The sequence below is a fragment of the Leifsonia poae genome, from assembly GCF_050632865.1.
Taxonomy (GTDB): domain Bacteria; phylum Actinomycetota; class Actinomycetes; order Actinomycetales; family Microbacteriaceae; genus Leifsonia; species Leifsonia poae_B.
The window spans coordinates 345,573-366,969 of record NZ_JBODSA010000002.1; the positions used below are offsets into that span (position 1 = coordinate 345,573).

The 21,397-nt window shown below is 69.4% G+C and carries 25 protein-coding genes and 1 tRNA gene; 15 read left to right on the forward strand and 11 right to left on the reverse strand.

Annotation, left to right across the window (positions count from 1 at the left end; genetic code table 11):
- Positions 1-14: 14 nt before the first annotated feature.
- Positions 15-497 carry a CarD family transcriptional regulator gene (locus tag ACRAWB_RS08915; protein ID WP_021763858.1) on the reverse strand — a complete coding sequence of 161 codons (483 nt, stop codon included), beginning with the start codon at positions 495-497 and terminating at the stop codon, positions 15-17.
- 140 nt (positions 498-637) lie between these two features.
- On the opposite strand from ACRAWB_RS08915, the gene ACRAWB_RS08920 reads away from it, so the two are divergent.
- Entirely contained in the window at positions 638-1,141 is a 504-nt protein-coding gene (locus ACRAWB_RS08920) for a hypothetical protein (RefSeq protein WP_431353012.1), read from the forward strand.
- A gap of 69 nt (positions 1,142-1,210) precedes the next feature.
- Here ACRAWB_RS08920 and ACRAWB_RS08925 read toward each other — a convergent pair whose 3' ends face one another.
- Together ACRAWB_RS08925 and ACRAWB_RS08930 are read right to left on the reverse strand one after the other, a co-directional pair.
- On the reverse strand, positions 1,211-1,894 hold the full coding sequence (locus ACRAWB_RS08925) for a response regulator (RefSeq protein WP_431353013.1): 684 nt from the start codon (positions 1,892-1,894) through the stop codon (positions 1,211-1,213).
- Positions 1,891-3,042, reverse strand: coding sequence for a sensor histidine kinase (locus ACRAWB_RS08930; protein WP_431353014.1), 1,152 nt, complete (start codon positions 3,040-3,042; stop codon positions 1,891-1,893). The genes ACRAWB_RS08925 and ACRAWB_RS08930 overlap by 4 nt, the downstream gene beginning before the upstream one ends.
- Before the next feature lie 192 nt (positions 3,043-3,234).
- Here ACRAWB_RS08930 and phoU point away from each other — a divergent pair, with 192 nt between their 5' ends.
- On the forward strand, positions 3,235-3,891 hold the full coding sequence (phoU, locus tag ACRAWB_RS08935; protein ID WP_064109662.1) for a phosphate signaling complex protein PhoU: 657 nt from the start codon (positions 3,235-3,237) through the stop codon (positions 3,889-3,891).
- Between the two features lie 77 nt (positions 3,892-3,968).
- Here phoU and ACRAWB_RS08940 read toward each other — a convergent pair whose 3' ends face one another.
- Together ACRAWB_RS08940 and ACRAWB_RS08945 are read right to left on the reverse strand one after the other, a co-directional pair.
- A complete protein-coding gene (locus ACRAWB_RS08940) occupies positions 3,969-4,397 on the reverse strand; it encodes a 2'-5' RNA ligase family protein (protein ID WP_431353015.1) in 429 nt (142 codons plus the stop codon).
- A gap of 59 nt (positions 4,398-4,456) precedes the next feature.
- Positions 4,457-5,206, reverse strand: a complete 750-nt coding sequence (locus ACRAWB_RS08945) for a phosphoglyceromutase (protein ID WP_431353016.1) — start codon at positions 5,204-5,206, stop codon at positions 4,457-4,459.
- A 54-nt stretch (positions 5,207-5,260) separates the two neighbouring features.
- Between ACRAWB_RS08945 and ACRAWB_RS08950 the strand changes: the two genes are divergently transcribed.
- Positions 5,261-6,079 (forward strand): class I SAM-dependent methyltransferase, encoded by an 819-nt coding sequence (locus tag ACRAWB_RS08950; protein WP_431353017.1) that lies wholly within the window; start codon positions 5,261-5,263, stop codon positions 6,077-6,079.
- Between the two features lie 10 nt (positions 6,080-6,089).
- Here ACRAWB_RS08950 and ACRAWB_RS08955 read toward each other — a convergent pair whose 3' ends face one another.
- The 3 genes from ACRAWB_RS08955 to ACRAWB_RS08965 all read right to left on the reverse strand — a co-directional run bounded on the left by ACRAWB_RS08955 (position 6,090) and on the right by ACRAWB_RS08965 (position 8,290).
- Positions 6,090-7,205 carry a YgfZ/GcvT domain-containing protein gene (locus ACRAWB_RS08955; protein WP_431353018.1) on the reverse strand — a complete coding sequence of 372 codons (1,116 nt, stop codon included), beginning with the start codon at positions 7,203-7,205 and terminating at the stop codon, positions 6,090-6,092.
- A gap of 9 nt (positions 7,206-7,214) precedes the next feature.
- Positions 7,215-7,811: an FABP family protein gene (locus ACRAWB_RS08960; protein WP_431353019.1), complete on the reverse strand. Its 597-nt coding sequence runs from the start codon at positions 7,809-7,811 to the stop codon at positions 7,215-7,217.
- A 137-nt stretch (positions 7,812-7,948) separates the two neighbouring features.
- Positions 7,949-8,290, reverse strand: coding sequence for a hypothetical protein (locus ACRAWB_RS08965; RefSeq protein ID WP_431353020.1), 342 nt, complete (start codon positions 8,288-8,290; stop codon positions 7,949-7,951).
- Between the two features lie 97 nt (positions 8,291-8,387).
- On the opposite strand from ACRAWB_RS08965, the gene ACRAWB_RS08970 reads away from it, so the two are divergent.
- The 9 genes from ACRAWB_RS08970 (at position 8,388) to pstB (ending at position 18,453) form a co-directional block, all read left to right on the forward strand.
- Positions 8,388-9,143 carry a response regulator transcription factor gene (locus ACRAWB_RS08970; RefSeq protein WP_431353021.1) on the forward strand — a complete coding sequence of 252 codons (756 nt, stop codon included), beginning with the start codon at positions 8,388-8,390 and terminating at the stop codon, positions 9,141-9,143.
- An 88-nt stretch (positions 9,144-9,231) separates the two neighbouring features.
- Positions 9,232-11,442 carry an RNA degradosome polyphosphate kinase gene (locus tag ACRAWB_RS08975; RefSeq protein WP_431353022.1) on the forward strand — a complete coding sequence of 737 codons (2,211 nt, stop codon included), beginning with the start codon at positions 9,232-9,234 and terminating at the stop codon, positions 11,440-11,442.
- Complete coding sequence (locus tag ACRAWB_RS08980; RefSeq protein WP_431353023.1) at positions 11,439-12,383, forward strand: NUDIX hydrolase; 945 nt, start codon at positions 11,439-11,441, stop codon at positions 12,381-12,383. Before ACRAWB_RS08975 ends, ACRAWB_RS08980 begins: the two co-directional genes overlap by 4 nt.
- A 92-nt stretch (positions 12,384-12,475) precedes the next feature.
- On the forward strand, positions 12,476-13,306 hold the full coding sequence (locus ACRAWB_RS08985) for a hypothetical protein (protein ID WP_431353024.1): 831 nt from the start codon (positions 12,476-12,478) through the stop codon (positions 13,304-13,306).
- Positions 13,307-13,388: 82 nt separating this feature from the next.
- The gene (locus ACRAWB_RS08990; RefSeq protein ID WP_431353025.1) at positions 13,389-14,255 is read left to right on the forward strand and encodes a L,D-transpeptidase; all 867 of its coding nucleotides are present in this window, start codon (positions 13,389-13,391) and stop codon (positions 14,253-14,255) included.
- A 153-nt stretch (positions 14,256-14,408) separates the two neighbouring features.
- Positions 14,409-15,503 (forward strand): phosphate ABC transporter substrate-binding protein PstS, encoded by a 1,095-nt coding sequence (gene pstS / locus ACRAWB_RS08995; protein WP_431353026.1) that lies wholly within the window; start codon positions 14,409-14,411, stop codon positions 15,501-15,503.
- A 102-nt stretch (positions 15,504-15,605) separates the two neighbouring features.
- Positions 15,606-16,553 carry a phosphate ABC transporter permease subunit PstC gene (gene pstC / locus ACRAWB_RS09000; RefSeq protein WP_363805245.1) on the forward strand — a complete coding sequence of 316 codons (948 nt, stop codon included), beginning with the start codon at positions 15,606-15,608 and terminating at the stop codon, positions 16,551-16,553.
- Positions 16,553-17,644: a phosphate ABC transporter permease PstA gene (gene pstA / locus ACRAWB_RS09005; RefSeq protein WP_431353027.1), complete on the forward strand. Its 1,092-nt coding sequence runs from the start codon at positions 16,553-16,555 to the stop codon at positions 17,642-17,644. The genes pstC and pstA overlap by 1 nt, the downstream gene beginning before the upstream one ends.
- A 29-nt stretch (positions 17,645-17,673) precedes the next feature.
- Entirely contained in the window at positions 17,674-18,453 is a 780-nt protein-coding gene (pstB, locus tag ACRAWB_RS09010) for a phosphate ABC transporter ATP-binding protein PstB (protein ID WP_431353028.1), read from the forward strand.
- A gap of 78 nt (positions 18,454-18,531) precedes the next feature.
- Here pstB and ACRAWB_RS09015 read toward each other — a convergent pair whose 3' ends face one another.
- From ACRAWB_RS09015 to ACRAWB_RS09025, 3 genes are all read right to left on the reverse strand, one after another.
- Positions 18,532-19,296 (reverse strand): anti-sigma factor domain-containing protein, encoded by a 765-nt coding sequence (locus tag ACRAWB_RS09015; protein WP_431353029.1) that lies wholly within the window; start codon positions 19,294-19,296, stop codon positions 18,532-18,534.
- Positions 19,293-19,853, reverse strand: coding sequence for an ECF RNA polymerase sigma factor SigK (sigK, locus tag ACRAWB_RS09020; protein WP_431353030.1), 561 nt, complete (start codon positions 19,851-19,853; stop codon positions 19,293-19,295). Before sigK ends, ACRAWB_RS09015 begins: the two co-directional genes overlap by 4 nt.
- Positions 19,854-20,058: 205 nt before the next feature.
- Complete coding sequence (locus ACRAWB_RS09025) at positions 20,059-20,688, reverse strand: DNA-directed RNA polymerase subunit beta (protein ID WP_431353031.1); 630 nt, start codon at positions 20,686-20,688, stop codon at positions 20,059-20,061.
- A gap of 55 nt (positions 20,689-20,743) precedes the next feature.
- Between ACRAWB_RS09025 and ACRAWB_RS09030 the strand changes: the two genes are divergently transcribed.
- The 3 genes from ACRAWB_RS09030 to ACRAWB_RS09040 all read left to right on the forward strand — a co-directional run bounded on the left by ACRAWB_RS09030 (position 20,744) and on the right by ACRAWB_RS09040 (position 21,384).
- Positions 20,744-20,816 (forward strand) — tRNA-Lys (locus tag ACRAWB_RS09030).
- Positions 20,817-20,876: 60 nt separating this feature from the next.
- Positions 20,877-21,125: a type II toxin-antitoxin system Phd/YefM family antitoxin gene (locus ACRAWB_RS09035; RefSeq protein WP_363805251.1), complete on the forward strand. Its 249-nt coding sequence runs from the start codon at positions 20,877-20,879 to the stop codon at positions 21,123-21,125.
- The gene (locus ACRAWB_RS09040; RefSeq protein ID WP_431353032.1) at positions 21,118-21,384 is read left to right on the forward strand and encodes a Txe/YoeB family addiction module toxin; all 267 of its coding nucleotides are present in this window, start codon (positions 21,118-21,120) and stop codon (positions 21,382-21,384) included. Before ACRAWB_RS09035 ends, ACRAWB_RS09040 begins: the two co-directional genes overlap by 8 nt.
- The last annotated feature ends 13 nt before the right edge of the window (positions 21,385-21,397 follow it).

The following is a 21,397-nucleotide window of genomic DNA, read 5'->3' on the forward strand; positions in this document are numbered from 1 at the left end:
CGGGGAGAGAATCCCTAGGAGGCCAGCACCTCGTCGAGCAGGCTGGAGGCCTTCTCGTCGTCGGTCTTCTCGGCCAGCGCCAGCTCGGAGATCAGGATCTGCCGGGCCTTGGCGAGCATGCGCTTCTCGCCGGCGGAGAGGCCGCGGTCCTGGTCGCGGCGCCAGAGGTCGCGGACGACCTCGGAGACCTTGATGACGTCGCCCGAGGCCAGCTTCTCGAGATTGGCCTTGTAGCGGCGGGACCAGTTGGTCGGCTCCTCGGTGAAGGGGGCTCGCAGCACCTCGAACACGCGGTCGAGGCCTTCCTTGCCGATGACGTCGCGTACACCGACGAGGTCGACGTTCTCGGCCGGAACCTCGATGGTGAGGTCGCCCTGAGTCACGTTGAGCTTGAGGTACAGCTTCTCTTCACCCTTGATGATTCTCTTCTTGACTTCGGTGATCGTTGCGGCACCGTGGTGCGGATAGACGACGGTCTCGCCAACCTCGAAAAGCATAGATTTGTTGTCCCTTCAGCAATGAATAGGATACCACATGAGGCACATGCTAAGGTTCGCCCTCACGCCTTCCACAGCCTCCGGAGCGCTGTTCTACATGGGATAGAGTTGCATCGGAAAACGCACCTGGAGGGTCATCTGTGAAAGCTCGAGTCGCGACGTCGGTCGCCCTCGCCCTGGCCGTCGCGTTCGGGACCGCAGGCTGCGGTCTGGTCGCTCCGCAGGCCACCACGAAGCACTACGACGCGAGCGACGGCGTCAGCGGCTCGGTCGGCACGGTCGACGTCCGCAACGCGATCATCGTCGCCGATGCGAAGGACGGCACGGTCGGCAACCTCGTGGTGACCCTCGTCAACACGGGCGACAAGAGCCACCGCGTCGCGATCACCGCCGGCGACCGCGGCTCGGCCGCGCACGTGACCGTGCAGGCCGGCCAGGTGAAGCAGCTCGGCCAGAACCCCGAGACCGCGAGCCCGAGCAACGTGCTGATCCCCGAGTTCACCGCGAAGCCTGGTCAGCTCTACTCGGTCTACTTCCAGTACGGCGACGAGACCGGCGTCAACCTCAAGGTGCCGGTGCTCGACGGCCAGCTGCCGGAGTACTCCAGCCTGGTGCCGCCGACCATCCTGCCTGCCGCGCAGTAGGCACCCCACGAACGCAGAAGCCGCCCGGCGCATCGCACCGGGCGGCTTCGTCGTCTCCGCGTCCGCGGCTCAGGCGTTGAAGCGGTACCCCAGCCCGCGCACCGTGACGAGCATCCGCGGCTCCGACGGGCTCTCCTCGATGCGCGACCGGATTCGCTTGATGTGCACGTCGAGCGTCTTGGTGTCGCCGAAGTAGTCGCTCCCCCACACCCGGTCGATCAGCTGACCGCGGGTGAGCACGCGACCGGCATTGCGCAGCAGCAGCTCCAGCAGCTCGAATTCCTTCAACGGCATGGAGATCTCCGTGCCGTTGACCGAGACCGTGTGGCGGTCCACATCCATGCGCACCGTCCCGGCCTCGAGCACGCCGTCGTCCTGCTGCTCCTCCTCCTCGACCCGGCGGCGCAGCACGGCCCGGATGCGGGCGAGCAGTTCGCGGGACGAGTACGGCTTGGTGACGTAGTCGTCGGCGCCGAGCTCGAGCCCGACCACGATGTCCACCTCGGAGTCCTTCGCGGTGAGCATGATGATCGGGACGTTCGACCGGTTCCGGATCTCGCGGCACACCTCGGTGCCCGGGATGCCCGGGAGCATCAGGTCGAGCAGGATCAGGTCGGCGCCGCTGCGGTCGAACGCGGCCAGCGCGGCCGGACCGTCCTCGGCGACCTCCACCTCGTACCCCTCACGCTTGAGCAGATACGCGAGTGGTTCGCTGAGCGCCGCTTCATCCTCGACGAGCAGGATGGATGTCACTGGGTGTCTCCTATCGGGGGTCGGGTCGTGGAGGCTTCCGGCAGCCGGATCGTGAACGTGGAGCCGCGTCCCGGCTGCGACCAGACGCGCACCTCGCCGCCGTGGTTCTGCACGGCGTGCTTGACGATCGAGAGGCCGAGGCCGGTGCCGCCGGTGTTGCGGGAGCGGGCCTGGTCGACGCGGAAGAAGCGCTCGAACACGCGGTCGAGGTCTTCCTCGGGGATGCCCTCGCCCTGGTCGGTCACGGCGATCTCGACCACGCCGCCGGCGTTGCGGACGCCGATGCCGATGCGGGAGTCGTCGGGCGAGTACTGGATCGCGTTCGAGATGAGGTTGTCCACGGCGGTGACCAGCAGCTTCTCGTTGCCGATGACGAACGCCTGCTTGTCGCCGCGCATCGCCAGCTCGATGTTGCGCGTCTCGGCGGCCACGCGGTTCTGGTCGATCGCGGCCTTGACCACCTTGTGCGCGGACAGCTCCGCGGCGTCCCCCAGCGCATCCGTCGCCTGGAGCCGGCTCAGCTCGATGATGTCCTGCGTGATGCGGGCGAGGCGCTGCGCCTCCTCCGACAGGCGCAGGGCGAAGCGCCGCACCTGGTCCGGGTCGTCGGACGCGTCGTCCAGGGCCTCGGCGAGCAGGCCGACCGCGCCGATCGGGGTCTTGAGCTCGTGGCTGATGTTGGCGACGAAGTCGCGGCGGACCGCCTCGAGCCGGAACGACTCGGTGCGGTCCTCCGCGAGCAGCAGGATGTAGCGGGAGCCGAGGCGCGCGACGCGGACGCTGAGGTGGATGTTCGCGTCGCCGAACGGCCCGCGCGACAGCTCGCACTCCTCGGTGACCGACTCGCCCGTCCGGCGGACCCGGTCGACCAGGTCGATCAGATGCTGGTGGACCAGCGCGCCGTTCCAGACCAGGCCGATCGCGTGCGCACCGGGCGACGCCTTGATGACGTTGTTGGACGGGTCGAGCACGACCCCGGCCGACTCCATCGCGTCGAGCACCTGGTCGACGCCGTCCGGGACGGCGGGGCTGGCCACCTGCGCTGCATGACTGCCCCGGCGCTCGGCGATGTGCAGGATCCACACGAAACCGGCGCCGACGGCGAGCCCCAGGCCCAGCGACAGCAGCACCAACCAGGTGGAGTCCATGCTGCCAAGCGTAGTGATCCCGATACACGCGCATGGACGCATCCATCAGCCCACCCGCGTGTTTTCGCGGGTACGTTAGACAGTGTTCAGCCGGACGGCACCGTTTGTTAACCTGCCGTCGCGAACATCTATTCGGGGTCAGAAGGCCCCGACATCCCGCGTGCCCGCGCACGCCAGGAAGGACCACATCCCATGCGCGAAGTCTTCCAGCAGGAGCTGGCGGAGGTTCAGGACCGCCTCGTCGAGATCGCCGAGCTGGTCGTCCGCTCGATCAAGCACGCGACGCAGGCGTTCAACGAGTCCGACGTGAGCCTCGCCGAGGACGTGATCGCGAACGACCACCGCATCGACGAGCTCACCGTGCTGCTCGACGAGCTGTCCATCCAGATCCTCGCCCGGCAGCAGCCGGTCGCGCGCGACCTCCGCATCGTCGTGAGCGCGCTGCGGATCAGCGCCTCGCTCGAGCGGATGGGCGACATGGCCGAGCACATCGCGCAGCTGGCGCGCTATCGCTTCCCGGACAAGGTCGTCCCGAAGAGCCTGCGCTCGACGTTCGCCGAGATGGGCCGCCTCGATGTGCAGATCGCGGAGAAGCTGGCCGAGCTGCTGCGCACGCAGGACATCCGCCTCGCCGACGAGATCCGCAACGACGACGACGACATCGACGAGCTGCACATCAGCGTCTTCGACAAGGTGCTCGGCGAGACGTGGAAGGGCCAGGCCGTGGACACGGTGGATGCGACCCTCGCGTCCCGCTACCACGAGCGCTTCGCCGACCACGCCGTCTCGATCGCCAAGAAGGTCCAGTACCTCGCCACGGGCGACTGGGCCCCCGAACTCGCGGGCTGATCCCCTCCATCGAGTACGCAAAGAGTGCACGCGTCCCCGGCGGGTCGCGTGCACTCTTTGCGTACTCGACGGTGGGGCTAGGGGCGGAGGGGGACTCGGGCGGCGACGCGGCGGCGGGAGCCGGGGGCGCGGGCGACGATCGAGAGTTCGGTCAGGAGGGCGTGCTCGCCGGGGTGGAGGCGCGCGGTGCGCTGGTCGGTGGCGTGCGGACGGTAGCCGTCGCGGAGGTGGTGCTGGTCGCGCAGGGCGACACCGGCGGCCTCGAGCGCATCCACCAGGGAGATGTGCAGCGCGGTCAGCGGGGCCGAATCGTGCAGTACGGTGACCGGGACGGTGCGGCGTGCGCCGAAGCGCTCGTGGGCTCCACCGGTCACGGGGATGGGCGGGACGCGCGGAATCAGCGCGGCCACCTGCTCCGCCGTCAGTTCGGTCTCGAACGGCGGCACGATGGTGACATGAAGCGGCCAGTCGCCCGCCGGGAACTCATCCCCGCTGCTCGATGGCACAGACACGTCGTCGCCGCGTCCCCGGAGGAACGCGACGACGACGAACGTGCTGGTCGTGGCTACTTCTTGCCCTGCGCGGCGACCGCGGCGGCGCCTGCGGCGGCCGCCTCCGGGTCGAGGTAGTACGACGGCTCTACGGGCGCGAAGTCCTCGTCGAGCTTGTAGACGAGCGGGATGCCGGTGGGGATGTTGAGGCCGGCGATGTCATCGTCCGAGATGCCGTCGAGGTGCTTCACGAGGGCGCGCAGCGAGTTGCCGTGCGCGGTCACGAGCACCGTCTTGCCCTCGGCGAGGTCGCGCGTGATGTCGGACTCCCAGTAGGGCAGCATCCGGGCGATGACGTCCTTCAGGCACTCCGTGCGCGGCAGCTCGTCGCCGAGGCCGGCGTAGCGCGGGTCGCCCACCTGCGAGAACTCGCTGTCGTCGGCGAGCGGCGGCGGCGGCACGTCGAACGAGCGGCGCCACAGCTGGAACTGCTCCGGGCCGTACTTCTCCAGCGTCTCGGCCTTGTCGAGACCCTGCAGGGCGCCGTAGTGGCGCTCGTTGAGACGCCACGAGCGCTGCACCGGGATCCACAGGCGGTCGGCGACGTCGAGCGCGTAGTTCGCGGTCTGGATGGCGCGCGTCAGCACCGAGGTGTGCAGCACGTCGGGCTCGAGGCCGGAGTCGCGGAGCAGTTCGCCCGCCCGCTTGGCCTCGGCGACGCCGGTCTCGCTGAGACGCACGTCGACCCAGCCGGTGAACAGGTTCTTCTCGTTCCACTCGCTGCTGCCGTGGCGCAGGAGGATCAAAGTGTAGGGAGCGGCCATGCCCCCAATCTATCGCGCGCACGGGTCCGTCGCCGCCGCTGGCAGACTGGAGCCATGGCTTCCGGCGCGGTCGGCACGGTGACCCGTGGCACGACGAACACCAACCGGCTGCGCCGCGTCGACCGGTGGATCGCGGCGCTGCCGGAGCTGCGCCGCACCCGCGACCCGCTGGTGGTCGACCTCGGCTACGGCGCGAGCGGGGTCACGTCGCTGGAGCTCCACCAACGCCTGGCCCGCGTCCGCCGGGATGTCGAGGTGGTCGGGCTCGAGATCGAGCCGGGCCGCGTGCGCACGGCGGACGAGCAACTGGAGGCGGTCCGCGCCGGGCGCACCGGGTTCGACCCGGAGGCGCGCATCCGGTTCGCCTTAGGCGGGTTCGAGATCCCGCTGCCGGACGGCCGGCGCGCGGCGGTGGTCCGCGCGTTCAACGTGCTGCGGCAGTACCGCGAGGTGGAGGTCGCTGCGGCGTGGGAGCGGATGTGCGCCCGGCTGCAGCCCGGCGGCGTCCTCGTCGAGGGCACGTGCGACGAGATCGGCCGCATCTCGAGCTGGGTGGCGCTCGATCCGGACGGTCCGAGGTCGCTGTCGATCTCCCTCCGGCTCCGCGACCTGGAGGCGCCGTCCGTGGTCGCCGAACGGCTGCCGAAGGCGCTGATCCACCGCAATGTTCCCGGCGAGCGCGTGCACCGGTTCCTCGCCGACCTCGACCGCGAGTGGCGCATCCACTCGCCGCTCGCCGCCTACGGGCCGAGCCAGCGATGGATCGCGGTGGCGCAGGGGATGCGCGACGCGGGTTGGCCCATCATCGGCGGCCGGACGCGCTGGCGGCTGGGCGAGCTGACCGTGGCGTGGGAGGCCGTAGCGCCCGCCTGACGGATGCGGACTAGGCCCGGGGCGTGCGCGTCACCGCGCCGAGGCGCGGCAGGCGCGGGACGTGGGCCTCGGCCCCCGCCTCGGGCGGCACGACGACCTCCTGCGAGGCAGCCACCGCGGTGCCATCGGCCTCCACCGTCAGCGTCGCTACGGCGTCCGTCGAGCGCTTCACGACCGCGAGCGCGATCGGCCCGAGCTCGTAGTGCAGCGCGACCGAGGTCACCGCACCGACCTCCTGGCCGTCGAGCGACACGACGGCCCCGCGTTCGGGATGCACGCCCTCCGAGCCGTCGAGGTGCAGCATGACGAGCCGGCGCGGCGGATGACCGAGGTTGTGCACCTTCGCCACTGTCTCCTGACCGCGGTAGCAGCCCTTGCTCAGATGCACGGCGGTGCGCAGCCAGTCGAGTTCGTGCGGGATGGTGCGCTCGTCGACCTCGGTGGAGAACCGGGGCCGCCAGGCGGCGATGCGCAGAGCGTCCGCCGCGAGGGTGCCGGCGACCGTCAGCTCGCCGCTGCGGACACGCGCCACCAGCGACGGCAGGGCGTCGCGCGGGACCAGGCGCTCGCTCCACGACCAGTCGGCGCCGGGATGCTCGCCGCGGGCGTACTGATGCCCGCCCGGCGTGACCGCGTGCCACGGATCGTGCCAGATGAGGGGGACTCCGTTGGGCGCCGCGATCGGCAGCGGCGGGTCGCCCAGCGTGCCGATGGTCGCGAAGTCGGCCGTGCGGTCGGCCAGCTCCACGCGCAGCATGAACCGCATCGAGTTCAGCCAGGCGAGCAGGCCCTCCGCCTCCGGGCGGTCGACGAGCATCCACAGGGTGTCGCCGTCGTCGACCAGACGGACGGCGTGCTCCACGCGGCCCGTCACATCCAGCAGCAGCGTCTCGGACGACTCCCCCGGCTTGAGCGCCGACACCGCCTGGCTGGTCAGGGAGTTGAGCCAGCTGAGCCGGTCCGGCCCCTGGATGGTGAGCACCGCCCGGTCGGAGAGGTCGACGATCGCGTCGCCGTCGGCCAGCGCGCGCTGCTCGGGCAGCGGGTTGCCGTAGTGCGACGGCACCCCGCTGTCGGTGAGGTCGACGGCTCCGGGCAGGTCGAGGAAGGGCGAACGCGCATCCATGACGCGGCCTCAGTCGACCTTGGCGAGCCGGGCGCTGGCGTGCGTGCGCAGCTCCTGGCCGAGTGCGGCGATGTCCCACGCCCACAGCAGGTGGTTCTCCACCAGCCCGTAGAGGCGCGTCGCCGCGGTGTACTCCTTGGCGCCGGCCGTGCGCAGAACCGCGTCGGTCGCCAGGTCGATGCGCGGACCGGCGACCTGGCCGATGTAGAGCTCGCTCACGCCGTCCGGGTGGATGATCGACACGTCGATCTCGAAGGCGCCGTTCGAGGTGCGCAGCGCCTCCACCGACTGCGCCGTGTTGAAGGGGCGCGTGCCCGTGCCGGGGAGCATCGCGGGTCCGGCGTCACCCTCCACGAGCTTGCGGTGCAGACGCCAGTAGCCGGTCTCGGCCGCGAGCGGGGTGCGCTCCTCGTCGAGCACCCACGACGTGGACGAGTAGTTGAGGTAACCCAGGCCGTCGTGGCTGAAGCTGATGCGCTGGCCGAACTCCAGCTGCGTGTGCTCCTCCTCGACGGCGTAATCGAGAACGCCGGTGCCCTCCCAGACGCCGATGAGCCACGAGAGCGGGACGAGCTCGGCCGGGAGGTCGGTGGGGATCTCGATCATGAGACGCGCCTGCGCGCTCAGCGCTGACCGCGGAACAGGTTGTAGACCACCAGCCCCGAGACGCCGAGGATCGCGAGCGTTGCCAGGCCCAGAAGGCCGACGAAGAAGAGTTCGAGAGCGACCAGCATGCGTCCAGTCTAAGCGAGGATCGCGAGGATTCCGCCGACCAGGCCCAACACGACGAAGCTGCCGGCGACCGTCGCCGCGAGCCGGGTGATGAAGCCGTCCTTCTGCTGCGTCGCCAGCTGGGCGACGAACGACAGCAGGGCGCACACGGCGAGCGCCAGCGACAGCCAGGACGCGTACGCCGCGGGCCGCGCCAGCACGCCGATCAGGATGCCGAGAACGAGCGCGAGCACCCACACCGAGCCGATGCTGAGCACCGAGGCCCAGCGCGGGAGCGGCGGCTGCACCGGGCCCGCGGCTGCGGCGGGGCCGAGCACGTGCGGCGCGGAGGCGTCGGGGATCTCGTCGGTCACCCTCCCATTGTGCCCCGCAGCGGGCTCGCGCGCCTGGCCGGAAAGGGGACGCGGCATTTCCGGTAGCATTGCGGCACAGACGGATGAGGAGGTATGGGTGGCGCAACTTCTGATCCTCACGTCTGCGCCCAGTCCGTCGGCGCCCGGCTCCGCCGGTGCGATCAGCTCCTCCGCCGCCGACTCCGCGGGACCGGGGTCCGAGGTCCTTCCCGCCCTGGCCCTGCTCAGCCACCGGGTGCGTCAGATCCCGGCCGAGCCGGCCTCCCTGGTCAACGCGCCGAGCTGCGACCTGATCTTCGTGGACGCGCGGCGCGACCTGGCGAGCGCGAAGTCCCTGTGCAAGATCCTCACCACCACGGGCGTGACGGTGCCCCTCGTGCTCGTGCTGACCGAGGGCGGCCTCACCGCGGTGAGCGCCGACTGGGGCGTCAGCGACGTCGTGCTCGACTCCGCGGGCCCCGCCGAGGTCGACGCGCGCATCCGGCTCGCGATCGGCCGGCAGACGCAGGAGCACTCGCAGACCAAGATCCAGGCGTCCGGCGTCACGATCGACGAGGCCAGCTACTCGGCGAAAGCGCACGGCCGCCAGCTCGATCTCACCTTCAAGGAGTTCGAACTCCTCCGCTTCTTCGCCACGCATCCTTCGCGGGTGTTCACGCGCGAGCAGCTGCTCAGCGAGGTGTGGGGCTACGACTACTTCGGCGGCACCCGCACGGTCGACGTCCATGTGCGGCGCCTGCGGGCGAAGCTCGGCGATCTGGAATCGCTCATCGGCACCGTGCGCAACGTCGGGTACCGCTTCAACGTCTATGAAGAGGACAACGACCGCCTCCCGACGTCCGTCCGTCCCTGAACTCGTCCACAGGCTCGGCTTTACGCCGTTTATCCACCGTTTACGCCAGGCCGCCCCTGGTGCCCGTCCGCGGTGACATGATGGGGGCATGGACGAGCGGACCACTCTGGAGAACGGCCTTTTCGACACAGGGCTGGGCGGGAGCCTGGGCAGCGACTTCGACGACGACTTCGCTCCTTTCATCTACGAGCCCGACCCCAACCTGCCGGACGACCGCTACCTCGACCGCGAGCTGAGCTGGCTCGCGTTCAATCAGCGGGTGCTGGAGCTGGCGGAGGACCCGTTGCTCCCGGTGCTCGAGCGGGCCAACTTCCTGGCCATCTTCGCGAGCAACCTCGACGAGTTCTTCATGGTCCGAGTCGCCGGCCTCAAGCGGCGCATCGCGACCGGGCTGGCGGTGCCGACGAACGTGGGGCGCGCGCCGCAGGACGTGCTGGCCGACATCTCCGATAAGGCGCACGAACTGCAGCTGCGGCACGCTCGTGCCTATCACGACCTCGTGCAGCCGGCCCTGGCCGAGGCCGGGATCACCATGGCGACGTGGGGCGACCTCGACGAGGCCGACAAGGCGCAGATGCGCGAGGTGTTCTCGCAGCAGATCTTCCCGGTACTGATGCCGCTGGCGGTCGACCCGGCGCACCCCTTCCCCTACATCTCGGGGCTGTCGCTCAACCTCTCCGTCCGCGTGCGCAACTCCCGCACCGGCAAGGAGCAGTTCGCCCGCCTCAAGGTGCCGCAGATGCTGCCGCGGTTCGTCCGCATCGACCAGCGCGAGGGACTGGGGCAGGTGCGGTTCATCATGCTGGAAGACCTCATCGCCAACCACCTGGGCGACCTCTTCCCCGGTATGGAGATCCTGGACCACCACGTCTTCCGGGTCACCCGCAACGAAGACGTCGAGATCGACGAGGACGAGACCGAGAACCTGATCCAGGCGCTCGAGCGCGAGCTGCTGCGCCGCCGCTTCGGGCCGCCGATCCGCCTCGAGGTCACGGACGACATGGACCCGGTGACGCTCGGCCTGCTCGTGCGCGAGCTCGACGTGACCGAGCAGGAGGTCTACCGCCTCCCCGCGCCGCTCGACCTCGGTGGGCTGTTCGACCTCGCCAAGATCGACCGCCCCGATCTGCACTACCCCAACCATGTGCCGGTGACGCCCGCGCAGCTGATGCCGAGCGAGCCGAACGCCAAGCCCGACATCTTCGCGGCGATCGCGCGGCAGGATGTGCTCGTCCACCACCCGTACGAGTCGTTCGCGACCAGTGTGCAGGCCTTCCTGGAGCAGGCGGCGGCCGACCCGCACGTCCTCGCCATCAAGCAGACGCTGTACCGCACCTCGGGAGACAGCCCGATCGTCGAGGCACTGATCGACGCCGCGGAGGCGGGCAAGCAGGTGCTCGCGCTGGTCGAGATCAAGGCGCGGTTCGACGAGCAGAACAACATCTCCTGGGCCCGCAAGCTCGAGAAGGCCGGTGTGCACGTCGTCTACGGCCTGGTGGGGCTCAAGACACACTGCAAGCTCGCCCTCGTCATCCGCGAGGAGAAGGGCGTGCTCAAGAGCTACAGCCACATCGGCACGGGAAACTACAACCCGAAGACCTCGCGCATCTACGAAGACCTCGGGCTGTTCACCGACGACGACCAGGTCGGCAAAGACCTCACGCGCCTGTTCAACGAGCTCTCCGGCTACGCGATCGAGAAGAAGTTCAAGCGGCTGCTCGTCGCCCCGCTCCACCTCCGCAAGGGGCTGCTGAAGCGGATCGACACCGAGCGCGCCAATGCGGAGGCCGGCCGGCCGTCGGGCATCCGGATCAAGCTCAACTCCATCGTGGACGAGGCGATCATCGACGCGCTCTATCGGGCGAGCCAGGCCGGGGTGCCGATCGAGCTCTGGGTCCGCGGCATCTGCGGCGTGGTCCCGGGGCGCGAGGGGCTGTCCGAGAACATCCGGGTGCGCTCGGTGCTCGGCCGCTACCTGGAGCACTCGCGCGTCTTCTCGTTCGTGAACGGCGGCGACCCGCAGGTCTACATCGGCAGCGCCGACATGATGCACCGCAACCTCGACCGCCGCGTGGAGGCGCTGGTCCGCCTGTCCGATCCGGAGCACGTCCGCGAGCTGGAGGCCCTGTTCGATCTCGCGTTCGACGAGCGCACGGCGACGTGGCGGCTCGATCAGGACGGCGTGTGGACGCGCCACCACCTCGACGAGAAGGGCAAGCCGCTGGTCGACCTGCAGAACAAGCTGATCCAGCAGTACAGCCACCGGCCCCGCAGCACCCGTACGGGAACCAGGCGGTGAGCCCGGCCATCTACGCCGCGGGCGCCCTCTGCTGGCGGGTCGTGGACGACCGCATCGTGGTGCTCGTCGTGCATCGCACGAAGTACGGCGACGTCACCATCCCCAAGGGCAAGGTCGACCCCGGCGAGACGCTGCCCCAGACCGCCGTGCGCGAGATCCACGAGGAGACCGGCCTGCGGATCGGGCTCGGCGTCCCCCTCGGCGTCTCCACCTATCCGCTCAGCAGCGGTCGCGAGAAGATCGTCCACTACTGGGCGGCCGAGGTGAGCGACAAGGCGATCGCGCGGTCGAGCTTCGTCCCGAACGGCGAGATCGCCGCCATCGAGTGGGTGACCATCAAGAAGGCGCGCGGATACCTGACCTACGAGCGCGACGTCGAGATCCTGGAGGCGTTCGACGCGCTCGTCCACCAGGGCATCACCTCCACCTTCGCCCTCATCGCGCTGCGCCACGGCAAGGCGGCACCGCGCGAGCACTGGGACGGCTCCGACGCCGCACGCCCGCTCACGGAGCGCGGTGTGAAGCAGGCCGCCGGCGACGTCGCGACCCTCCAGGCCTGGAAGCCGAAGCGCATCGTGACCTCCGACGCTGTCCGCTGCGTGACCACAGTCGCGCCACTCGCTGCAGCCACCGGGATCAAGCCGGTCCGCGATCACGGCATCAGCCAGGACGCCTACGAGGAGGGGCAGCCGGAGGTGCGCCGCGTCATCGGCAAGCGCATCCGGTCGCGCAAGACCGCGGTCCTCTGCAGCCACGGCCCCGTCCTCCCCGAGATCATGCGCGAGATCGCTCTCGCGACCGGCACGATGCCGGGCGGCTACCTCAACGACGCGGCCGACCTCGACACGGGCGGCTTCTCGGTGGTGCACCTTTCGGCGACGAACCCCGCCTCCGGCATCGTCTCGATCGAGACGTACGCCCCGGTGGAGTCGCGCGCCTGACCTCAATTATGCCTGCGATGCATACGTAACATTCTTCTTGCTAGCCTCGGGGTCGTGCCGTTCGGCACGTATCTGAAATACCGAGGAGAGTAATGACCAACTCCACACGACTCCGCTTTGGCGTCCTCGCCGCAGCGGCCGCGGTCGTCGCGGCCGGCGTGCTGACGGCCGTCCCCGCCAACGCGGCGACGACCGGCACCATCACGCTGGCCAACACGACCTACACCTCCGGCTCCTGGGGGGACGGCCTCGACGTCACCGGTTCCGGCTTCACCGCCGATTCGGTCGTCACGATTACGGTGGACGACTCCACGCCGGCGACCATCGACACCCACACGGTGACGGCCGACGCCACGGGCGCGTTCCACGAGATCTACGAGCCCGACAACCCTCTGGTGCTCACCACGCTGGGCACGATGTACAGCGTGTCCGCGACGAGCGACCAGGGCGATGACTCCAACACCGTCGCGCTCACCGTGCTGCTGCCGAAGGGCATCGCCACCGACTCGCCCACGATCAGCACCGCTGACCTCGCGGACAGCAACAAGGGCGTCTCGGTCGCCGCCGCCGGCTACACGCCGGGCGAGAGGGTGACCGTTTCGGTCGACTACCAGGGCAGGACGCTGAAGGGCGGCACCTACACGGCGTCGGCCGAAGGCGCGGTCAGCTTCAAGCTCTGGCTGATCGGCACCGCCGTCCCCGGTCCGTTCGTGATCACCGTCACGGGTGCCACCTCCGGCGTCGCCCAGAGCGTCACCGTCCAGGTGACCGGCGACACCACCGACAACGGCGACGACGGCGACACCACCGACAACGGCGACGAGGGCGACGATGTCGCGCCGGCCGTCGGCGGCAACGAGGTGCCGGCCCCGGCCCCGGCCGCGACCCAGGGCGCGAAGAACCTCCCCGTCGTCAGCGGCTGATCCCGCTCACGATCCGGGCGGCGCGGACGCCTGCGTCCGCGCCGCCCTCCCCTCTCCACCCGCCACGACCTCCTGCGAGCCCATGAACCACCGCCGCCCCCTCCCCTTCCTTCTCGTCGCCGCAACCCTTGCCGCGGCACTGACCGCCTGCGCAGCCCCCACTCCGATGGCGACGTCGACCCCGTCGCAGACCTCGAGCGCGCACGCGGACAACGGCCCCGCACTGCCGCCGGCCATCTCCGCCTCGCAGGTCGCCACTCTCCCCGCCGCCACCTACGACGCCGTGATCCCGGGCCTGCTCGCCGCCCCCACGACTCCCGAGGTGCGGACGACCGCGCGCGTCGCCTTCGACACCGCCGTCTATGGAGCGGACTTCGCGACCCCGGTGGCTCACATCCCCGCCCGCGACTTCCTCGGCGGTTCGACTGTCGTCGTCCCGATCCAGACGAAGGGTAAATGGTCGCTCGTGCTCACCCCGTCACGGCAGCAGCTCCCCTCCGCCGCGACCACCGCGAAGCCGGCTCCCGCCCAGACCGCGGCCTGGGTGCCCACCGCGTCGCTCCTGCCCGTCGCCGAACTGACCCGCAGCATCCGCATCTCCACGTCGAAGCAGACCCTGAGCATCGTGGACGAGCACGGCACGGCCACGAAGACCTTCCCCGTCGGCGTCGGGACAGCCGATACCCCGACCCCGACGGGAACCGGCTATCTTCAGGCCCGCTACCTCGACCCGGCGCAGGGTCAGGACGAGCACCGCATCCAGCTGACCTCCCTGCACGCCACCGCCGCGGATGAGCCGTACGGTGGTACGGACGGCGGCCTGATCGGCATCCACTTCCAGTCCACCGCACGCGGCGCCGTGTCGCACGGCTGCATCCGGCTCTCCGCCGACGCCATCGCGGCGGTCGATGCACTCCCACTCGGCACGGGGGTCACGATCACCGACTGACCGCGGATTCACAGGGCCGCGAGCACAAGACAACACCCCGCGTTAACCTTCCGTTTACCGCTGCGGGGGACGCTGGACAGACACCGCGAATAGCTTGTCTGGCGGGTCGCACCGACCCCAGTCCTGTTGTTACTGACCCCGAAAGGGACAACTGTGAATCTCAAGCGCATCGGCGCTCCCGTGGCACTGCTCGCCGCCGCCGCCATCTCCCTCACCGCGTGTGCGTCGAACGAGGGCAGCACCCCGTCGACCACGACGGCCAAGGCCACCAACTACTCCGGCACGCTGAACGGCATCGGTTCGTCCGCTCAGGGCGCCGCGCAGACCGTCTGGGCCGCCGGCTTCCAGCAGGCCAACCCCAAGGCCACCATCAACTACGACCCGCAGGGTTCGGGCGCCGGCCGCAAGAGCTTCATCTCCGGTGCCGCGGACTTCGCCGGCTCGGACGCCGCGCTCAAGCCCGAGGAGCTGTCCTCGACCTTCGCCGGCTGCGCCGCGAACAGCAAGGGCATCGACCTCCCCGTCTACATCTCCCCGATCGCCATCGCGTACAACGTCGACGGCGTGAAGGACCTCAAGCTCGACGCCGCGACCATCGCCGGCATCTTCTCGGGCAAGATCACCACCTGGGACGACGCGAAGATCAAGGACCAGAACAAGGACGCCACCCTCCCGTCGGCCCCGATCACGGTCGTGCACCGCTCCGACGACTCGGGCACCACGCAGAACTTCACCGAGTACCTGGCGGCCAACGCTGCCGACGTCTGGACCGCTCCGGCCTCCCAGACCTTCCCGTTCCAGGTCGGCGACGCCGCGAAGGGCACCTCGGGTGTCGCGGACGCCACCAAGAACGCGAAGAACTCGATCACCTACATCGACGAGTCGGGCTCCGCGGGCCTCAGCATCGCCCAGCTCAAGGTCGGCGACAACTACGAGAAGATCAGCGCCGACGGTGCTGCCGCCGTGGTCGCCGCCTCGCCGATCGCCGACGGCCGTGAGGCCAACGACCTGGCCATCCAGATCGACCGCAAGGACACCAGCAAGGGCGCCTGGCCGCTGGTCCTCGTCTCCTACATCATCGCCTGCCAGGAGTACAAGGACTCCACCAAGGCCGACCTGGTGAAGGGCTACGTGGACTACGTCATCTCGGGCGACGCGCAGAAGGCCGCCGCCGAGCAGGCCGGCTCCGCCCCGCTCGCGAGCGACCTGGCCGACAAGGTCTCGAAGGCCGCTGCCAGCATCAAGTAAGGCACCACCCGCTCGGCCTGGGCTGCTCGTCAGCCCGGGCCGAGCGGCGCTCCCACCCTCAGCCGCCGGACAGGCGGCGCACCCGATGAGAGAAAGCAAGGAATGACCGCCGGAACCGTAGGAGCGATCAGACCCAAGGCGAAGATCCGCCTCGGGGATCGTGTCTTCTCGACCAGCACCATCGTCGCGGGATCCCTGATCCTCGCGACGCTCGCCGCGGTCGCCATCTTCCTCGTCGTGCAGAGCATCCCGGCCCTCTTCGCCGGCGCCGGCGAGCTGCCCAACAACGCCACCAACTTCTGGTCGTGGGTCTGGCCGCTCGTCTTCGGCACCATCTGGGCCGCCGTCATCGCCCTGCTGATCGCGACGCCGCTCTCCCTCGGCATCGCCCTCTTCATCTCGCACTACGCGCCCCGCCGGGTCGCGTCGGTGCTCGGTTACATCATCGACCTGCTCGCCGCGGTTCCGTCCGTGGTCTTCGGCCTCTGGGGCATCGCGACGCTGTCGTCGTTCGTCCAGCCGTTCTACGTCTGGCTCGGGGACAACCTCGGCTGGATCCCCTTCTTCGCGCCGCCCGTCTCCGGCACCGGCCGCACCATCCTCACCGCCGCCCTCGTGCTCGCCGTCATGGTCATCCCGATCATGACCGCGATCTGCCGCGAGATCTTCCTGCAGACCCCGCGCCTCCACGAGGAGGCCGCGCTCGCGCTCGGCGCGACCCGCTGGGAGATGGTGAAGATGGCCGTGCTGCCCTTCGCCCGCAGCGGCATCGTGTCCGCGATGATGCTCGGCCTCGGCCGCGCCCTCGGCGAGACGCTGGCGATCGCGATGGTGCTCTCGCCCGCCCTGATCGTGAAGTTCGCGGTGCTGCAGGCGCAGAGCCCGAACACGATCGCGGCGAACATCGCCCTGCAGTTCCCCGAAGCGACCGGCATCGGCGTGAACGCGCTCATCGCATCCGGTCTGGTGCTGTTCGTGGTGACCCTGCTCATCAACATGCTCGCCCGCTACATCGTCAGCCGCCGCAAGGCCTTCTCTGGAGCGAACTGATGGCCACCACCACCGCCACCGCCCCCCGTCCGCTCGCCAACTCGTACACCGCGGGCAAGCTGCCCCGCTGGACCCCGTGGACGATGCTCGTCGTCTCGTGGCTGGTCTTCGGCGCGATCTTCGCCATCCTGGCCGCCAGCGGCGCGACGAAGGACTTCAACATCGTCGGGGCGATCTTCTTCGGCACCGTGCTCTTCGACGTCGCGATCTACACGACCTCGCTGCTGGTCGAGGGACCGCGCAAGGCGATGGACCGGCTGGTCACCTCGCTCGTCGCGACCGCCTTCATCATCGCGCTGCTCCCCCTGATCTCCCTGGCCTGGACCGTCGTGGCCCAGGGCCTCGCCCGCTTCGACGTCGCGTTCTTCACGCAGTCGATGCGCAACGTCATCGGCGAGGGCGGCGGCGCGCTGCACGCCATCGTCGGAACGCTCGAGATCACCCTCATGGCCGCGCTCATCTCGGTCCCGATCGGCCTGCTCACCTCGATCTACCTGGTGGAGTACGGCCGCGGGATGCTCGCCCGCGGCATCACGTTCTTCGTCGACGTCATGACCGGCATCCCCTCGATCGTGGCCGGTCTGTTCGCGTACGCGCTCTTCGCGCTGTTCTTCGGCCCCGGCATCCGCAACGGCTTCATGGGCTCGATCGCCCTGTCGGTGCTGATGATCCCGGTGGTGGTGCGGTCGAGCGAGGAGATCCTGCGGATCGTGCCGAACGAGCTGCGCGAGGCGTCGCTCGCCCTCGGCGTGCCGAAGTGGCTGACCGTTCTGAAGGTCGTGCTGCCGACGTCCGTCGCCGGGCTCGTCACCGGCGTCATGCTCGCGATCGCCCGCGTCATCGGCGAGACGGCTCCGCTGCTCATCGTCGCCGGCTTCACCACGAGCATGAACTACGACCTGTTCAACGACCGGATGATGAGCCTCCCGGTGTTCGTGTACACGCAGTACACGCAGGCGGCCGGTCTGCACGCGCAGGCCTCCATCGACCGCGCCTGGACCGGCGCGCTCGCCCTCATCATCATCGTGATGCTGCTCAACCTCATCGGTCGCATCATCGCCAAGGCCTTCGCCCCCAAGTACGGCCGCTGAGCCGTCAACCACCCGAAGCTAAGGAAGAAATGTCCAAGCGCATCGAAGTCAACGACCTCAACGTCTACTACGGCAACTTCCGCGCCGTCGAAGGCGTGTCGCTCACCATCGAGCCCCGCACCGTCACCGCTTTCATCGGCCCGTCCGGCTGCGGCAAGTCGACCTTCCTCCGCACGCTCAACCGCATGCACGAGGTCATCCCCGGCGCGTACGTCGAGGGCGAGGTGCTGATCGACGGCAACAACCTGTACGGCGCGGGCGTCGACCCGGTGCTCGTCCGCCGCCAGGTCGGGATGGTGTTCCAGCGTCCCAACCCGTTCCCGACCATGAGCATCCGGGACAACGTCCTCGCCGGAGTGAAGCTCAACAACCGCCGGATGTCCAAGAGCGAGTCCGACGACCTGGTCGAGAAGTCGCTCCAGGGCGCCAACCTGTGGAACGAGGTCAAGGACCGCCTGAACCTCCCGGGCTCCGGCCTCTCCGGCGGCCAGCAGCAGCGTCTGTGCATCGCCCGCGCGATCGCGGTCTCCCCCGACGTGCTGCTGATGGACGAGCCGTGCTCGGCCCTCGACCCGATCTCGACTCTCGCGATCGAGGACCTGATCGAGGAGCTGAAGAACGACTACACGATCGTGATCGTGACCCACAACATGCAGCAGGCGAGCCGGGTCTCCGACCGCACCGCGTTCTTCAACATCGCGGGCACCGGCAAGCCGGGCAAGCTCATCGAGTACAACGACACGAACCAGATCTTCTCGAACCCGTCCGTGCAGGCCACCGAGGACTACGTCTCCGGCCGCTTCGGATGATCCGCTAGCCGCCGAGCACAGCAAAAACGTCGCCTCCGCATTCGCGGGGCGACGTTTTTCCTGTACTCGGGGGCCGGGTCAGGAGGAGATGGCCACGATGGGGTCGGTGGTGGGCTTCTTGGAGCCTCCGCGCGGCTCGACGGTGACGCCGACCGTGTCGCCCGCGGACATCTTGCCGCTCAGCACGCGCCAGGTGGAGCCGGTGCCCTCGGATTCCATGGTGCCGGCGGGGGTGGCCTGGCCGTCGCGGATGTACCAGAGCTCATAGGTCTTGTCGCCGGGGAGGGCGGGGAGGTCGTTGGCGACGAGCGCGGACTTGCCGAGCTCGCCTGACCAGACCAGGGTGGCGGTTCCGCCGCCTGCGACGTCCGCGGTGGCGTGCTGCACATCGGAGGCGGCGTTGATCTGGGCGAGAGCCGACGCCTGCTGGGAGGTGTAGGAGTTCGTCCCCGACAGGGCCGAGCCGACGAAGGCGCCCCCGATGAAGAGCAGGACGGCCGCGGCAGCTGCCCCGAGGATGAGGCTGGGACGCTGGAACCAGCGGCGCTGGGCGGCGCGCTCGGCGGGGCCGGGAGCCGCTGGGGCCGGCGTGGGCGGCGCATCCTGAACCGGCGCGTCCAGCGCAGGCGCATCCTGAGCAGGCAGTTGCGGAGTCGGCGCCTGCTGCGGGGTCTGGGCGAGCTTCGCGAACAGCGCGGCCTTCAGCTCCGGACGCGGTTGCACGGGCTCCACGGTGAGGGCCAGCTGGGCGGCGACATCCTCGAACACGGCGGCCTCCTGTTCGTCCGCGGCCCCGAGGCGATAGCCCAGGCGCGCGTCCTCGCGGTCGTGCTCGTCGTTCATGTCGTCACCCCCAGTTCTTGTCGCAGCCGTATCATCGCATCGCGCAGCCGAGTCTTGGCTGTGCCCAAGGGGATGCCGAGCTCGGCGGCGACCTCGGATTGGCTGAGGCCGCCGTAGTAGGCGAGGGCGACGGCCCGGCGTTGCGGCTCGCTCAGCGCTCGCATGGCCACCTCCACCCTCTCGTGCTCCACGCGAACCTCCACGGTCTCGGCCACCTGGTCGTACGCGGTGGGGAGATCGCGGATGCCGACGGCCGTGTCGCGGTCCCGGGACGCCTGCGACGCCCGGATCCGGTCGACGGCGCGCCGGTGGGCCATGGTCATGATCCACGTCTGCGCTCGACCCTTATTCGGATCGAACCGCGGAGCGGATTGCCACGCCTCGAGGAAGACCTCCTGCGCGACCTCCTCGGACTGCGCCGCGTCGATCAGCAGGCGGCGGATGAGGCCGAGGACCCGTGGGGCGGTCGCGTCATAGAAGCGAGAGAACGCCTCCTGGTCGCCGGTGGCCGTACGCAGCAGGAGATCGTCGAGATCGCCGGCAGGGGCGTCGTCCACGTCGTCTCCGCTCTCATGAGAAGTGCCGGGCCGCAGAACGCCTCTCGGCGCGAGGCCGCTCGAAGCGGCTAGTTTTGGAGCCCGGGGTTACTGCGGCCCGGCGACATCCATAGTACAGGAGGGTCGGCGCCCACCGCCGGGCGTGGCGTTCGCAGCGGGAGAACGCCGATGCGCGCTCGGGGGTTGACCTCGCGGGAGCCGGTGCTCAGTCCAGGGAGTCTGACCGCCACAGCCGCGCGCAGGCGCCCAGCTCCTCCGCAGTGCGCGTGAACCGCAGCGCGCGGGTGGTGAGCTCGCTCGCCCGCTCCGGATCGAGGACGTCGCGATCGTCCGCGACCGACGCGGCCCCGGCGGCGGCGACCCGGCAGAACGCGGCGGCGCGGTCGAGGGCGACGGCGAAGTCCCCCTCGAACAGCCCCCGCAGGATGCGATCGGCCAGCTCGGTGATCTCGGCCGGTCCCGCCGGCGTCGGCGCTCCGGCGATGACCGGGTCGATGGAGGTGAGGACTTCGGTGCCGCGCTGGTACAGGTACGCGGTGCCCTCTGCGTCCTGCCGGATCAGCAGCCGCAGCAGGTAGATCCGCCACAGCGCCCCCGGCAGGCTCTTGGGGTTGGACCGCGACCACAGCTCGGCGAGGGCGTCGATCCCGTGCTCGTCCGTGAAGGCGACGAGCCGGGCGACGACCTCCGGATCGGGATTCTCGCGCACGCGCGCGAGCAGCGCCCGTGCGGTCTCGTGGGCGACGCGGCTGATCTGGGCGGGGTCCTCCCCGCCCATGAAAGCCTCGAACATGCCACTGGTGAACAGCGCCGGCTTGTGGAAGCGATCGGACATCCACCCATTCTCCCCCGTCGGACGGCCGGGCGAATCCACGCTAGATTGGAGACGAGGGCCTGTAGCTCAGTTGGCAGAGCATCGGACTTTTAATCCGCGGGTCGTGGGTTCGAGCCCCACCGGGCCCACCCTCCCCTTCGCGTCGTTTCCAGAGTGGTACGATATCTTGTACCACTTTGGAGGATCACATGGCTATCACCGCCAGCGAGGCGCGCAGCGATCTGTTCGGACTGATCGAGCAGGTCAACCTCGACCAGACCGAGATCGAGATCACCTCGAAGCGAGGGTCGGCGGTTCTCATGTCGAAAGACGAGTACGACTCGCTCGTCGAGACCACATACCTTCTGCGCTCCCCCAAGAACGCACGCCGCCTGGTCGATGCCATCGAAAGCGCCCGCGCCGGTGATGTGACCGAGCACGGCCTCACCGGTGAGTGACCGGAGGCTGGCCTGGACTGCCGGCGCCTGGGAGGACTACGTCTACTGGCAGGGCCAGGACCGGCGAACGCTGAAGCGGATCAATCTGCTGATCGAGGACATTCTTCGGGACGACCCGTTCGAGGGCGTGGGCAAGCCCGAGCCGCTGAAGCATGCGCTTGCCGGAGCGTGGTCACGTCGCATCGATGAAGCGAATCGGCTCGTGTACCTCGTGGACGACTCGTACGTGATCGTCCTGCAGGCGCGCTACCACTACTAGGACCACGAGCCGG

What these genes read in the sequence shown, in the direction of transcription:
- ACRAWB_RS08915 (WP_021763858.1), bottom strand. Translation starts at nt 497, where the DNA reads ATGCTTTTCGAGGTTGGCGAGACCGTCGTCTATCCGCACCACGGTGCC.
- ACRAWB_RS08930 (WP_431353014.1), bottom strand. Translation starts at nt 3,042, where the DNA reads ATGGACTCCACCTGGTTGGTGCTGCTGTCGCTGGGCCTGGGGCTCGCC.
- phoU (WP_064109662.1), top strand. Translation starts at nt 3,235, where the DNA reads ATGCGCGAAGTCTTCCAGCAGGAGCTGGCGGAGGTTCAGGACCGCCTC.
- ACRAWB_RS08945 (WP_431353016.1), bottom strand. Translation starts at nt 5,206, where the DNA reads ATGGCCGCTCCCTACACTTTGATCCTCCTGCGCCACGGCAGCAGCGAG.
- ACRAWB_RS08950 (WP_431353017.1), top strand. Translation starts at nt 5,261, where the DNA reads ATGGCTTCCGGCGCGGTCGGCACGGTGACCCGTGGCACGACGAACACC.
- ACRAWB_RS08955 (WP_431353018.1), bottom strand. Translation starts at nt 7,205, where the DNA reads ATGGATGCGCGTTCGCCCTTCCTCGACCTGCCCGGAGCCGTCGACCTC.
- ACRAWB_RS08960 (WP_431353019.1), bottom strand. Translation starts at nt 7,811, where the DNA reads ATGATCGAGATCCCCACCGACCTCCCGGCCGAGCTCGTCCCGCTCTCG.
- ACRAWB_RS08975 (WP_431353022.1), top strand. Translation starts at nt 9,232, where the DNA reads ATGGACGAGCGGACCACTCTGGAGAACGGCCTTTTCGACACAGGGCTG.
- ACRAWB_RS08985 (WP_431353024.1), top strand. Translation starts at nt 12,476, where the DNA reads ATGACCAACTCCACACGACTCCGCTTTGGCGTCCTCGCCGCAGCGGCC.
- ACRAWB_RS08990 (WP_431353025.1), top strand. Translation starts at nt 13,389, where the DNA reads ATGAACCACCGCCGCCCCCTCCCCTTCCTTCTCGTCGCCGCAACCCTT.
- pstC (WP_363805245.1), top strand. Translation starts at nt 15,606, where the DNA reads ATGACCGCCGGAACCGTAGGAGCGATCAGACCCAAGGCGAAGATCCGC.
- pstA (WP_431353027.1), top strand. Translation starts at nt 16,553, where the DNA reads ATGGCCACCACCACCGCCACCGCCCCCCGTCCGCTCGCCAACTCGTAC.
- pstB (WP_431353028.1), top strand. Translation starts at nt 17,674, where the DNA reads ATGTCCAAGCGCATCGAAGTCAACGACCTCAACGTCTACTACGGCAAC.
- ACRAWB_RS09015 (WP_431353029.1), bottom strand. Translation starts at nt 19,296, where the DNA reads ATGAACGACGAGCACGACCGCGAGGACGCGCGCCTGGGCTATCGCCTC.
- ACRAWB_RS09025 (WP_431353031.1), bottom strand. Translation starts at nt 20,688, where the DNA reads ATGTCCGATCGCTTCCACAAGCCGGCGCTGTTCACCAGTGGCATGTTC.
- ACRAWB_RS09035 (WP_363805251.1), top strand. Translation starts at nt 20,877, where the DNA reads ATGGCTATCACCGCCAGCGAGGCGCGCAGCGATCTGTTCGGACTGATC.